The sequence below is a fragment of the Streptomyces sp. NPDC033845 genome (assembly GCF_055576225.1).
Genome location: NZ_JBVIRI010000002.1, coordinates 623,447 through 636,094, shown reverse-complemented (window position 1 = coordinate 636,094; position 12,648 = coordinate 623,447). Strand labels below are relative to the sequence as shown.

9 protein-coding genes are annotated in these 12,648 nt (G+C 76.5%); 3 read left to right on the top strand and 6 right to left on the bottom strand.

Annotated features, from left to right (window positions below; genetic code table 11):
- Positions 1–8: 8 nt before the first annotated feature.
- The 4 genes from ACZ50K_RS06860 to ACZ50K_RS06845 all read right to left on the bottom strand — a co-directional run bounded on the left by ACZ50K_RS06860 (position 9) and on the right by ACZ50K_RS06845 (position 7,692).
- Entirely contained in the window at positions 9–4,676 is a 4,668-nt protein-coding gene (locus ACZ50K_RS06860) for a hypothetical protein (protein ID WP_468898319.1), read from the bottom strand.
- Between the two features lie 58 nt (positions 4,677–4,734).
- Positions 4,735–5,532: a class I SAM-dependent methyltransferase gene (locus ACZ50K_RS06855; protein ID WP_468898316.1), complete on the bottom strand. Its 798-nt coding sequence runs from the start codon at positions 5,530–5,532 to the stop codon at positions 4,735–4,737.
- Positions 5,533–5,596: 64 nt separating this feature from the next.
- Positions 5,597–6,424, bottom strand: a complete 828-nt coding sequence (locus ACZ50K_RS06850; RefSeq protein ID WP_468898313.1) for a hypothetical protein — start codon at positions 6,422–6,424, stop codon at positions 5,597–5,599.
- Positions 6,424–7,692: a VWA domain-containing protein gene (locus ACZ50K_RS06845; protein WP_468898310.1), complete on the bottom strand. Its 1,269-nt coding sequence runs from the start codon at positions 7,690–7,692 to the stop codon at positions 6,424–6,426. The genes ACZ50K_RS06850 and ACZ50K_RS06845 overlap by 1 nt, the downstream gene beginning before the upstream one ends.
- A 189-nt stretch (positions 7,693–7,881) precedes the next feature.
- Here ACZ50K_RS06845 and ACZ50K_RS06840 point away from each other — a divergent pair, with 189 nt between their 5' ends.
- Positions 7,882–8,292: a rodlin gene (locus tag ACZ50K_RS06840; protein ID WP_468898308.1), complete on the top strand. Its 411-nt coding sequence runs from the start codon at positions 7,882–7,884 to the stop codon at positions 8,290–8,292.
- Positions 8,293–8,411: 119 nt separating this feature from the next.
- On the opposite strand, the gene ACZ50K_RS06835 is transcribed toward ACZ50K_RS06840, so the two are convergent.
- Both ACZ50K_RS06835 and ACZ50K_RS06830 read right to left on the bottom strand, forming a co-directional pair.
- On the bottom strand, positions 8,412–8,606 hold the full coding sequence (locus ACZ50K_RS06835; protein ID WP_468898305.1) for a hypothetical protein: 195 nt from the start codon (positions 8,604–8,606) through the stop codon (positions 8,412–8,414).
- Positions 8,607–8,789: 183 nt separating this feature from the next.
- The gene (locus ACZ50K_RS06830; protein ID WP_468898302.1) at positions 8,790–9,011 is read right to left on the bottom strand and encodes a hypothetical protein; all 222 of its coding nucleotides are present in this window, start codon (positions 9,009–9,011) and stop codon (positions 8,790–8,792) included.
- 269 nt (positions 9,012–9,280) lie between these two features.
- Between ACZ50K_RS06830 and ACZ50K_RS06825 the strand changes: the two genes are divergently transcribed.
- Together ACZ50K_RS06825 and ACZ50K_RS06820 are read left to right on the top strand one after the other, a co-directional pair.
- Positions 9,281–10,456, top strand: coding sequence for a serine hydrolase domain-containing protein (locus ACZ50K_RS06825; RefSeq protein WP_468898299.1), 1,176 nt, complete (start codon positions 9,281–9,283; stop codon positions 10,454–10,456).
- A gap of 175 nt (positions 10,457–10,631) precedes the next feature.
- Positions 10,632–12,644 (top strand): Dyp-type peroxidase, encoded by a 2,013-nt coding sequence (locus ACZ50K_RS06820; RefSeq protein ID WP_468898297.1) that lies wholly within the window; start codon positions 10,632–10,634, stop codon positions 12,642–12,644.
- The last annotated feature ends 4 nt before the right edge of the window (positions 12,645–12,648 follow it).

Genomic DNA, 12,648 nt, shown 5'->3' with positions numbered 1-12,648 from the left:
AGGGTGTCCTACCGGGTCCCGTGCGCCTCCTCCCAGGCCAGGGCGAAGAGTTCGTGGACCGGGCGCGGGGCGAGCAGCCGCAGCAGCGGGGTCCGCAGGCCCGAGTGGGCGGCCACGGCCAGATGGACGGCCAGTTTGGCCGTCTCCAGCGGAAGGTACGGGGCCTTGGCCCCGGTCCACGCCCCCGGCGCGAACAGCCCGCGCCCGGCCCGGGCCCGCCGGTCGGCGACCAGCGCCCCCACGGCGGTGAGTTCGGCCTGGGCCGCCTTGTGGCGGGCCGGGGACCAGCCGTTCCACCGGCGGACGGCCCGGTCGGTGGGCGCGGCCAGCGCGAGGACCTGGAGGTACAGGGCGGCGGCGTCCGCTCCCGTGCCGAGGGTCCGGGCCGCCTCGGCCAGCAGTTCCGGCACCGCCGCGGCCGGGTCGGTCTCGTAGCGGCCGGCCGGCACCGGGGTGTTCTCGGAGCGGCGGACCAGCCGCTCGATGCCCTCGAAGAGCTCCCGGTGGCGGCGGGCCGCCTCCGCCGGGCCGCCGTCCCCGGCGGCGGCGCAGAACCGGTCGGCGCGGTCCAGGGCGCCCGGGTCGGCGAGGGCGGCCGGACGCAGGAAGACGTCTCCGGCCGGCACGGACACCACGAACAGGCCGTCGTCCCAGGCGGTGGAGGGCTCCGGCGCCGGTTCCCGGGCCGGGGGCGGTGCGGGCAGCACCCGCCCCCGGTAGGGGGTGAACCCCGGGTCCTCGGGGACCGCCCGGGCCAGGGCCCGGTAGCGGCCGGGGAAGGGCACCAGGGTGGCGGGATCGTCGAGCACCTCCCGGAGCCGGGACCACAGGAGGCGGGCCCCGGCGGCGGCCGGGTCGCCGACCGGGCGCTCGGTCAGCGCCCAGACCACCGCCGAGGCGGCCGCCCGGTGGGCGGGACCGGAGAACACCCAGCCGCCGGGGGTGCCGTCGGGCCCGGCGTGGTGCAGGTTGAGGCCGCCGCCGGTGTTCCCGACGAGGACGAAGCCGTCCCGGCCCAGGCAGGGGTCGCCGGCCGGGACGGTGCCGGCCGGGAGGGCGGCCGCCCAGTCGTCCGGGAGGCCCAGCTCGGTCTGGACGGCCGCGGCCAGCTCCTCGTCCACGGAGGGCACCGCCCCCAGCAGTGCGGTCCAGACCTCGGCCATCCGGGCGGCCGCGGCGAGGATCCCGCCGGGGGCCCACAGCTCGGCCGGGTCCTCGGGCACGGCCGCGGCGAGCACGGCGCGCCGGCCGGCCGGGCCGAGCCGGCGGCAGTCCTCGGCGTACTGGCGGGCCGCCCCCTGGTCCGCCCTGTACGGGGCGGAGCGCAGCAGCTTCCGCTGTTCCTCGGGGTTCCGCCGGTCCGGGAGTCCGCCGAGGACCAGCGCGGCGACGGGCCGGCGGACCCCGGTGCGCCGGGCGAACAGGTCCACCGCACCGGGGTCCACGGGAAGCGGCCCCCGGTCCGCCAGAAGACCGAGCAGGAGGGGCAGCCGGGAGCGGTCGTCCCGGGTGGTGGGGAAGGTCTCCGGCTCCTCGGTGCCGGCCGGTTCCGGGTCCTCGGCCGGCTGGAGGAAGCGGGCCCGGCCGCCCTCGGCTTCGGCGGCGGCGAGGCGGAGGCCGGCGGACCGGTGGGCGTTGAGGGCCTCCTCGGAGGCCCGTCCGGTGCGCCAGGCCCGGCCAGGTTCGGCCACCGGCTGGCCCGGCCACAGCTCCAGCAGGGCGGTCAGGGCGGCGCGTTCCTCCGGCGCGGTGGTGGCGGTGACGGCCCGCCAGACGACGGCGTCGATCCGGCCGGTGAGCGCGGTCCAGTCGGCTGCCGGGGCGGCGGGGCGGGCGAGCCGCCGGGTCTCCTCGTCGATCTCCCCGCGCAGATGGCGGCCGTCGGCGGCGATGGCGGTGAGCAGGGCGGGGTGGGCCGGGGACGCCCTCCGCCGGTGGACCGGGGGTTCGGCGAGGAGTCCGTCGAGGGCGGGGGCGAGGACGGTGTCGGGGACGGGGTGGGGCAGCTCGACCACCGGGCCGGAGCGCAGCAGGGCGACCCGGCGGGAGAGCTCCCGGCGCCTGAGCAGCACCTCGGCGGCCAGCCGGGCGGCCCGTTCCACTCCGGCCCGGATCCGGGGGTCGGCCAGCCCGGCGGGCAGCGCCCGGGCCAGGGCGCCGTCCGGGCCGGTGTCGGTGCAGCCGGTGTCGGCCGGGCCGGTGTCCGTCGTCGTCAGGGCGGCGGTCAGCAGTTCCGCCGCGGTGGTGTCGGGGAGGGACCGGAGGGTGCGGGAGGCGGTCTCGTCGCGGGGGGTGAGGAAGTGCCAGAAGGCGGGCGGCGGGACCGGGCCCGCTCCGGCGCCCAGCGTGGGGGCCGGGAGCCGCTCCTGGTCGGAGCCGGGGAAGCCCTGGACCTGCCAGAGCAGCGAGTTGTCGGTGGCGGAGTGGCAGCGGACGGTGAACTCCCCGGCGAGGACGGCGTCCTCGCCGCCGGCCGGCAGGGCGAGGATGCCCCAGGGGCGGCGCCCCCAGCGGCGGCTGCGGTAGCGGGCGGTCCGGCCGTCGACGGACTCCAGCAGGAACTCGCGGGGCGAGAACCCGCTCCACGGGGCGTGGTTGAAGACCCGGCAGCCGACCAGCCGGCCGGTCTGGCCGAGCGGGGAGCGCGGTGCGCCGGGCGGGAGTTCGGCCAGGGTGTGGCCGTCCGGATAGGGCTCCATACCGGGCCGGTCCCCGGCGGCGGAGAAGAAGGCGGGCAGGGCCGGGGCGCCGGGCGTCCCGGGGGCGCCGGTGTGCGGGTCGAGCCGGGCCCAGGTCCGGGCGGAGTGGAACACCTCGGCGCTCCAGTGGTTGCGGCCGTCGCTCAGCTGGAGGTCCCGGGAGCCGATGCCCTCCCGGCCGCCGGGCCGCAGCACCGTCTGCCCGTCGTACCGGCCGGTGCCGTCGGGGGTGGCGAACTGGAAGCCCAGGCCGCCCTGGATGGTGCCCCCGTAGGGGCGCAGCCCGAGCTGTGCCGCGGGTTCGAAGACCTCCTGGGGCCGGTCGGACCAGAAGGCGCGCTCTCCCCAGTCGTGCCGGTCGTTCTCGGTCCAGGCGATCAGGAAGCGGCCGCCGGCCCAGTGGGCGCTGTGCGCGGTGGCGGCCTCGGGCAGTTCGTAGGCGCAGTCGCCGCGCGGGCCCCGGTGGTCCACCGCGACGGCGCGCCCGGAGCCGTAGAGGGTGAGCACCGGCCAGGTGCAGGTGACCTTGACGGCGGCCGGGTCGGGGAATCCGGCGAGGGCTTCCTCCAGGGCGGGCCAGCCGAGTTCCTCGGGGATCCCGGCGCGCAGGGTGCGGGCCAGCGGGCCGGTCAGGTCGAGGGCGGCCAGGGCCTCCTCGATGCCGTCCAGGGCGGTCGCGGTGGGCCGGTCGAGGAGTTCGGCGAGTTCCCCGACGGCCTCGTCGGCGGCGGCCAGGCCGCCGCCCCGGAGCGCGCCGAGCAGGCTCTCGATCCGGCCGTGCACCTCCGCGGCGATGCCGGGGTTGAGCGGGAGACTGGTGATGGCGGTGCCGGGTCCGGTGCGGGCGGCGTGCACGGTGCCCTCCAGCCGGGGGCCGAACACCGGGTCGGCGGCGAGGGCGGTCAGATCGCGCCGGGAGCGGTCTCCCCAGAACTCCAGCCGGACGCCGGCGCCCGGGTCCTCGACCGGGATGCCCTCGGCGAGGCACAGGTCCAGCAGGTCGGCGTCCAGGTGGTGGTACCGGTAGCGGTCCTCGTGCAGCCGGACCGGTGTGCCGGCGGCCCGCAGCCGCGGGGCGAACCGGGTGACCAGGTCGAGGAGTTCGGCGGGCATCTGCTGGCGGACCACTCCCCCGCCGGAGGGGCGGTGGGAGTAGGCGCGGGTGTAGCGCCGCAGCCAGTCGGCGAGCCCGCCCTCGGGGTCGATCCGGCCGGCGGCCGCGGCGTCGGCGGCGCCGGAGGTGATGAGGATCCGCAGCCAGCCGGCCGCGTCGGTGCGGGAGGACGGGAACAGGTCGAGGAGCCGGGCGCGCGCGGGGTCCTCGGGCGGGTGGCCGGCGAGGAGTGCGGCGGCGGAGTCGAGCAGCCGGTCGGGGAGGGCCTTGCCGGGGGCGGCGGTCAGCAGTCCGGTCAGGATCCGGGCCTCCTCCTCCGGGCCCAGTCCGGCGGCGCGGGCCGAGTCGCGGATCCGGCGGGCCAGGTCGGCGGGCAGGGCTCCCGGTGAGGCCGCCCAGGCCTCCAGGACGGCCGTGTACTCCCGGTGGGCGGCCCGGGGTTCGAGGTGCCGGGCGAGCCAGGGCTGGTGTCCGCCGAGGGCGGTGGCGGAGAGGGCGCCGTGCCGGGCGAAGAGCAGGGTGTTGGCGCGGTGCCATTGGGGGTCGACCGGGGGCCGGTGCACGGCTTCGGCGGTGCGCGCCAGGGTGTGGCAGCGGGCGGCGGCGCGGGGGGCGAGGGTGAGCAGCCAGTGGCCCATGGTGTCCCAGAACCAGGGCAGATGGGCCGGTGGCAGCTGCCGGGCCCGTCGCCCGGCGTCGTCGACGAACCGGCCGGGGTGGTCGGTCCGGCGGGCCAGTTCCCGGCCGGACCCGTCGAGCAGCGCGACCGCGGCCGGTTCGGCGCCGGGGTCGTGGGCGCGGACCCAGTCGGCGTAGGTCCGGGAGGTGTGCGGTCGGGTCGGGAGCAGCGGGTGTTCGGCCATGATCAGATCCTGGCAGGCGGCACCGACATCCCGGTCCGGGGGTGTGGACGGATGCCGTTCAGCCGGCCAGGGCGGTGGTGACCACCAGGGGTGGTGCGGCCCGTTCGGCGGTCCAGGGGCGGCTGTGGGCGAGGGCGGGTTCGGCGAGGGCGAGGGCCTCGTCCACGGTGGGCCGGTGCTGGACCACGTCGCGGAACCCGGCGCGTTCCAGCAGGGCGGCCTGCCGGCCCACCGGCCAGGCGTGGTTGTGCATCTCCTGCCAGGTCCCGTCGGTCCGCAGCAGGCGTACGGTCAGCCGGTCGCCCGGGGCGTAGACGCGTCCCCGGTCGCCGATCCGCAGGGAGGCGTACTCGGTGCCGCCGCAGCCGGGGTCGGTGGCGAGCAGGACCAGCGGGGCTCCGGGCCTGAGCAGTCGGCGGATCTCGGTGAGCACCCCGTGGACGGCCTCCTCGGTGGGCAGTGAGGCGAGCACGTGGTTGCACATGGCGGCGTCCGCGCAGCCGTCCGGGAGGCCGGTGACCCGGCCGTCCTCGACCGGGTGGAACTCGGCGACGGCGGTGGCGGTGCGGCGGGCCAGGGCGAGCATCTCGGGTGAGGTGTCCACGCCGATCACCCGGGCGCGGAGCCGGCGGGCGGCCCGGTCGGCCACCGCGCCGGGGCCGCAGCCGTAGTCGACCAGGACCTCGCCGGGGCCGATCCGGCGGGCGAGGGCCCGGAACACGAACGGGTAGCCGAGCAGCCAGTCGGTGGCGGCCTCCACGGCGGCGAAGGCCTCGGCCCCGGCGGGTCCGGCCCAGGCGGTGGGTTGCCCGTCGGGCCGGCCGGTCCCGTGCGCCGGGTGGTTCTCATCGTTCACAGGGCCACTATCGGGCCCGTGCCGCCCCGCGGGGGCGGTGCGACACGGGCTGCCGGTGAACGGGTCAGGCCTGGGGCGGTACCCGGGCCGGCCGGCCGGAGCCCCGGGTGAGGCGGTACCCGAGGATGCCGGCGAGGGCGGCGAGCAGTCCGCCGGCCGCGGTCCAGATCCAGCGGTCGGACCACCAGCCGCCGGCCCAGCCGTCCTCCGGTGCGCGGAGTTCGGCCGCGGCGGCGGTGGCGGCGGCACCGGCCGCCGAGACGCCCGGTACCAGGGGCTCGCCGAGGGAGCCGTCCACGGCGTGGGCGCCGCCCCGGTCCTCGGCCCCGGCCTCGACGGCCGCCCGGACGGGCAGGCCCAGGTCCTCGTCGGGGAGGTCGGCCACGGTGAGCCGGATGTAGTAGCTGCCGGGCAGCGGGTCGTTCGCCCAGGGTTCGGCGGCGGCCCGGACGGTGCGCAGCACGCAGGACAGTTCGGCGGTGCCGGAGTCCTTGGGCACGGTGACGGTCTGCGCGCCGTCGGTGCAGGCCTGGCGGCGGCGCAGCCCGTCGTAGACGTCGACCCGCCAGGTGGAGGCGCCGCGGCGGGCCGCGGTGTCGGGGAAGGTGACGGTGGCGCGGACGGTGAGCCGCTGCCGGGCGTCCACGGGGACCACCCAGTAGAGGTAGTCGCCGGTGGAGGCCTCGGCGGTGGCCCGCTGTCCGGGGCGGAAGGGGGTGGCGGTGTGGAAGCCGGTGCCGGCCCGGGTGGGTCCGGCCTGTTCGGCGGCCGAGGACGCGGACGTGGACGGGGAGGGGCTCTCGGCGGTCGCGGCGGCGGGCAGCCCGAGCAGGGCCGCGGCGGCGAGCAGGGCGGCGGTGGCCGTTCGGGTGGCCTTGCGTGCGGAACGCATCAGTTGGTCCTCCAGACAGAGACGCGCCAGCGCGAGACCCAGCCCCAGACCAGTCCGGCCAGCAGGCCGGTCAGCGCCAGGACGGCGAGCAGCCACCAGCCGCGTCCGAGGCCGAAGGAGGCGGCGTCGGAGGAGTCCTCGGGGCCGTCGACCAGGTCGAGGGTGAGTTCCACGGGCATGCCGGGGGTGGTCTTGACCCCGGCGGGCGCCGAGAAGGAGTTGCTGACCTGGAGGCAGACCGTCTCGGCGGTGTCCTCGTCCCGGTCGTCCTCGGCGGGGGCCTTGGGGTAGCGGAGGCCGGTGGAGATCACGTCGGTGCGGCCGTCGCCGGCCTCGGAACCGCGGACGATCTCGCGTCCCTCCGGGGTGACGGCGCGGAGCAGCACCCCGTAGTCGTTGTTGACGGCCCGGTCGGCGGAGACGCTGACCGAGGCGCGGAGTTCCTGGCCGGGCTTGACGGCCACCTGGTACCAGCGGTGTTCGCCGAAGGTCTCGCGGTCGCTGTAGAGGCCGGCGGCCAGTACGGGGGCGGCGCGGCATTCGCCGGCGCCCCGGGTGACGACCGGCTTGGCGACGGGGTCGGCTGCGCGGTCGACGATCTGTCTGACCCGGCCGGAGAGTTCGGAGGTGTGCTGGACGGCGGTGTAGGTGCCGCCGGTGGCCTCGGCGATGCAGGTGAGCTGGGCCCGGGTCTTGGCGTCGGGGACCAGTCCGAGGGTGTCGATCACCAGGTGGATGCCCTTGGCGGCGATGTCCCGGGCGACCACGCAGGGGTCGAGCGGGGCGCAGGTGTCCTCGCCGTCGGTGATGAGCACGATCCGGCGGGTGGCGTCGCCGCCTTCGAGGTCCTGGGCGGCGCCGAGCAGGGCGGGGCCGATCGGGGTCCAGCCGGTGGGGGCGAGGGTGGCGACGGCGGTCTTGGCCTCGGTGCGGTCCAGCGGGCCGACCGGGTAGAGCTGCCGGGTGTCCTTGCAGCCGACCTTGCGGTCGTCGCCCGGGTAGTCGGCGCCCAGGGTGCGTATGCCGAGGCGGACTTCGGCGGGCACCGCGTCGATGACCTCGTTGAAGGCCTGCTTCGCGGCGGCCATGCGGGACTTGCCGTCGATGTCGGTGGCCCGCATGGATCCGCTGACGTCCAGGACCAGTTCGACCTTGGGGGGTTCGGTGGCGGCCGGCGCGTCCGCCGCGGCGGTGCCGGGGAGGAATCCGACGGTGAGTGCGGCGAGCAGCCCGCACGCTCCCGCCGCGACCCATCTTCTTGTGATCATCGGGGGATCGTATTGACGTTCCTCCCGTCGGACCAAAACCGCACCGGGGACCGGCCCTTCGGACATCGGGTCGAGCGGTTGCCGCCATCCGGGTGAAGGTGCGGAACCAGGAGGGCGGTGCCGAGTTGATCAGGGCGCCCTTGCAGGCGCCCTAGCAGGGGCCGCTTGTACGACTGAAGAGGATGAACGATGTTCAAGAAGATCATGGCCACCGCCGCCGCCACCGCCGCCGTGGTCGGCGCGGGCGCCGCCATCGCCGCCCCGGCGATGGCCATCGGCAACGACAACGGCGTCAACACCGTCAACGGCAACGGTTCCCAGCAGGTCTACGGCAACCAGAAGACCGAAGGCGCGATGAGCCCGCAGCTCGGCCTGGTCCAGGGCTCCGCCAACAAGCCCTGCATCGGCCTGCCGGCGAAGGTCAACGCCCAGTCGCTGGTCGCCCTGGTCAACGTCGGTGTCCAGGACATCAACGTCCTGTCCAACCCGCAGAACCAGCAGTGCGCCGAGAACTCCACCCAGGCCAAGGGTGACGAGCCGCTGTCGCACATCCTCAGCAACATCCCGGTGCTGTCCGGCAACGTCTCCGCCGGCAGCTGACCGCTCCAGCCCCGACTGAACGGCCGGAACCCCCCGGGGTCCGGCCGTTCGGCCTGTCCGGGCCCGTTCGGTCCGGGCCCGTTCGGGGGGTCTCAGAGCCGCGAGGGGTGGAAGACGACCTAGGGGTCGGCGCGGCGGTCGGCGCGGTCGGCCGACCGGAGCTCCTGGCCCGGGTTCAGGCCGAGCATGTCGAGCAGCTCGTCCAGTTCCTCCGCGCCGGAGGCGTGCGCGGCCACGGCCCGACGGGCCGCCGCGCGCTGGGCGGCGCAGCTGACGGCGATGGTCGGGGCATCGAGGCTGTACGGATCGTCCATGGACCGATCCGACCACGGCCGGGCCCGGACGGCAGCCCCGCTTACTCCGCACGACCGGCCGCCCCGGGCACGCCGTCGACCGGGGTCGGGGGCGCCGGAGCGCTCACGGCCCTGCCGCGGCGCTTACCGGGTCCGGTGGTGGGGGCCGGTGGGCCGCTCACGGGGAGCTGAGGGGTCGTCTGGTCAGAGCTTTCCCATCCGGGTGTACGGGCTGAGGATGCGGGCCGTCTGACCGCCGAAGTCGACGAGCATCGCGATGCCCTCTTCGACACCGATGATCCGACCGAGTCCGTACTGGTCGTGCGTGACCCGGTCCCCGAGCTCGAAATGCTTGGCCGGCGGGGCGACCGGAGCGGCGAAGGGGCTGGTGGGCAGGTGGCGCCGGGGCGCGGAAGGCTTTGTCATCGTGATCCCAGTATGCGCCTCCCCCGGCTCGGGACTGCCAGCCCGGAAAGGTAACGATCGCGATCCGAGTGCCCGGATTTCCGCTCCGCCGCAGGTCAGAGGGGGCATTCGGGGGCAACTACGACGAGTGTGGTAGCGCGGGCGTACGGGGTTGTCGGCAGGACACACGATCCAGGTCCTGAACACCCTTGCGAACCTCGGACCCCGCCCGCCACATCCGTCACAGGAGTAGGGTGCCGCCACCCTGTCGGCGGAGCAGAATTCCTCCCATGGACGTCATTCAGAGGCTCTTGGACGATCGGGTGGCGGACGGGACGGTCCCCGGGGCGGTGGCGCTGGTGGCCCGGGGGCGGGCGGTGGAGGTGGCCGTCGCCGGATGGACCGGGACCGACCGCACGGCCCCGATGACCCGGGACAGCCTGTTCCGGATCGCCTCCCTCACCAAGCCGGTGGTCGCGGCCGCCGCGATGATGCTGGTCGACGACGGCCGGATCGCCCTGCGGGACCCGGTGCGGGAATGGCTGCCCGAGCTGGCCGCGCCCATGGTGGTCCGGGACCCGGCCGGGCCGGTGGACGACCTGGTGCCGGCCGAGCGGCCGATCACCCTGGCCGACGTACTGAGCTCCCGGGCCGGCTACGGCTTCCCCTCGGACTTCAGCCTGCCGGCCGTCGCCCCGCTGTTCTCCGAGCTCCGCCAGGGCCCGCCGCAGCCCCTGCTGGTCGCCGAGCCGGACGCCTGGACGGCCGCGCTGGCCAGGATCCCGCTGCTGTACCAGCCCGGGACCGCCTGGCTGTACAACACCTGCTCCGACCTGCTCGGGGTGCTGATCGCCCGGGTAGCGGACCGCCCCCTCGACGCCTTCCTGGCCGAACGGCTCTTCGAGCCGCTGGGGATGACGGAGACCGGGTTCTCCGTACGGGCCGCCGACCTCGACCGGTTCACCGGCTACTACCGCGGCACCGGCGGCGAGGAGGGGGCCGGCGGGGAACTGGAGCTCGTCGACCCGCCCGGCGGGCAGTGGAGCCGGCCGCCCGGGTTCCCCTCCGGCGCGGGGGGCCTGGTCTCCACCGCCGAGGACTACCTGGCCTTCGCCCGACTGCTGCTCGCCGAGGGCAGCCATGCCGGGCGCCGGCTGCTCTCCCCCGCGTCCGTACGGCTGATGACCACCGACCACCTCACCCCGGCCCAGCGGGCCGACTCCACGCTCTTCCTGGAGGGCCAGGGGTGGGGCTACGGCGGGTCGGTGGACGTGGATCCGGTGGACCCGTGGAACGTCCCGGGCCGGTACGGGTGGATCGGCGGCACCGGAACGGCCGCCCATCTGGTGCCCGCGACCGGGCTGGTCACCGTCCTGCTGACCCAGCGGGAGCTGTCCGGGCCCGCGTCCCCGCCGCTGATGCGGGACTTCTGGGCCGCGGCCGCCGCCTGGAGCGGCCGCTCCTGACCGGCCGCTCCGAGGGGCAGCTCCGAGGGGCCGGCGCTCCCGACGGGCCGGTTCCCCTGACGGGCTGACCCTCCGTCACTCGGTCGGTGCGCCCGCCTCGCGCCGCTCCGGGTGATCGCCCAGGGTGATGATCATCGGCAGCTCGCCGCTCCACCCCCCCTCGCCGGAGGACCCGATGCACATCCCGCCCTCCCCCGCCTGCCCGCACGCCCGGACCGACCGGCCCAGCCGCCGGACCGTCGTCCGGGCCGGTGCCGGTGCCCTCGCCACCGCGGCCCTGGCCATCAGCACCCCGGCCGCCCTGGCCGGCCGCGCCGCGGCGGCCGTGGCACCGGCACCGGCGGCCCCGGCGGTGCCCGCCGCCGCACGCGGCGCGGCCGCGGCCCTGCCGCTGCGGGCCGACACCACCACCCAGGGCGACATCCTGGCCGGTTTCCGCAAGGATCACGCCGTCCTGCTGATGCTGCACTTCCGGGAGCCCGGACTGGCCCGCCGCTGGCTCGGCCGGCTGCTGCCGGAGATCTCCACCACCGACAAGGTCGCCGGCTTCAACCGGAACTTCAGCGCCGCCCGCAGCCTCCGCAACGGCGTGGACCCGACCACCATGGCCGCCCTGTGGACCGGTATCAGCCTCACCTGGCCGGGGCTGGAACTCCTCGCCGGCAAGGCCCCCTTCCCCGCGGTCCCGGCCAGCAGCACCGCAGAGGCCTTCCGGGCGGGCGCGGCCGGCCGTGCCGAACAGCTCGGCGACACCGGGGCCAGTGCCCCCGGCACCTGGCGGTTCGGGGCCGGCGAGCAGCAGCTGCACGCCGTGCTCACGCTCGCCGCGGACGAGCCCGACCGGCTGGCCGAGGCCGTCCACCGGCACCGCGGCGAGCTCCGCAAGGCGGGCGCGACCGTGCTGTTCCGGCAGGACGGCGGCACCCTGCCCGGTGAGCTCCGCGGGCACGAGCAGTTTGGCTTCCAGGACGCGATCAGCCAGCCCGGCGTACGAGGTTTCGACACCCCCGACCCGAAGGACTCCGCGACCGTCCAGGGCCGGCCCGGCACCAGGATGGTCCCGGCCGGGGAGTTCCTGGTCGGGCAGGAGCGGGTCGGACAGCGCCCGGCCGGGCTGCCGGCCTGGGCCACCGGCGGCTCCTTCCACGTGGTGCGGCGGCTCGCCCAGGACGTGGCCGGATGGTGGGAGCAGGCCGCCGAGTGCCTGGCGGAGCTGAAGCGCTCCGGGGCCGCCCCGGCCGAGGCGGACGCCACCTGGCTGGCCGCCCGGATGGTGGGCCGCTGGCCCGGCGGGGCCCCGGTGGCCAGCTGCCCGGCCGCCGAACGGATCCCGCTGCCCGGCGAGGACCTCGACGGGGCCCTGGACTTCCACGACGACCTCCAGGGCTGGACCACCCCGCTGTTCTCGCACATCCGCAAGAGCAACCCGCGCGGCGGCCTGGTCACCACCCCGGGCCGGCCGCCGCTCCCCATCGCCCAGATGGACTCCCGGCGGATCATCCGGCGCGGCATCCCCTACGGGCCGCCCTACCGCCGGGGCACCGAGGACGACCCGGCGGCGGAGCGCGGGCTGGTGTTCGTCAGTCACCAGGCCGACCTGGTGTCCCAGTTCGAGTTCATCGCCCAGCGCTGGATCAACGACGCCGACTTCCCGCCGGCCCGGCACCCGCGGCCCGGCACCGACCCGGTGATCGGGACCGAGGCCGCCGCCGCCTTCGAGTCGCCCTCCGGGACCGGGAGCAAGGCCACCTCGCTGTACTTCCGGCAGTACGTCCGCACCGAGGGCGCCGTGTACGCCTTCACCCCCTCGGTGCCCGCGCTGCGCGCCCTCTCCGAGGGCCGGCTCGACGACTCCATCGAGGTGCACCCCGGCACGGTGCTCCGCCCGGGTGACGTGCTGGACGCGGGCAGGGTCAGGCTGCTCTTCGACACCGGCGGCTCGCTGGTCCTGGAGGACCAGGGGGGCCGCGCCCTGTGGAACTCCGGTACCGGCGGCGCCGGGGCCGACGCGTTCTTCTCGGCCGACGGGGAACTGACGGTCCGTACGGCCTCCGGCGGCACCGCCTGGTCCTCGGGCACCGCCGGACGGCCGGGCGCCCGGCTGCTGGTGCGGCCCGCGGGTGACGTGGTCCTGGTGCTCGACGGCCGGACGCTGTGGAGCGCGGGCGGGCCGGGGACCGTCTCGTAGAGTG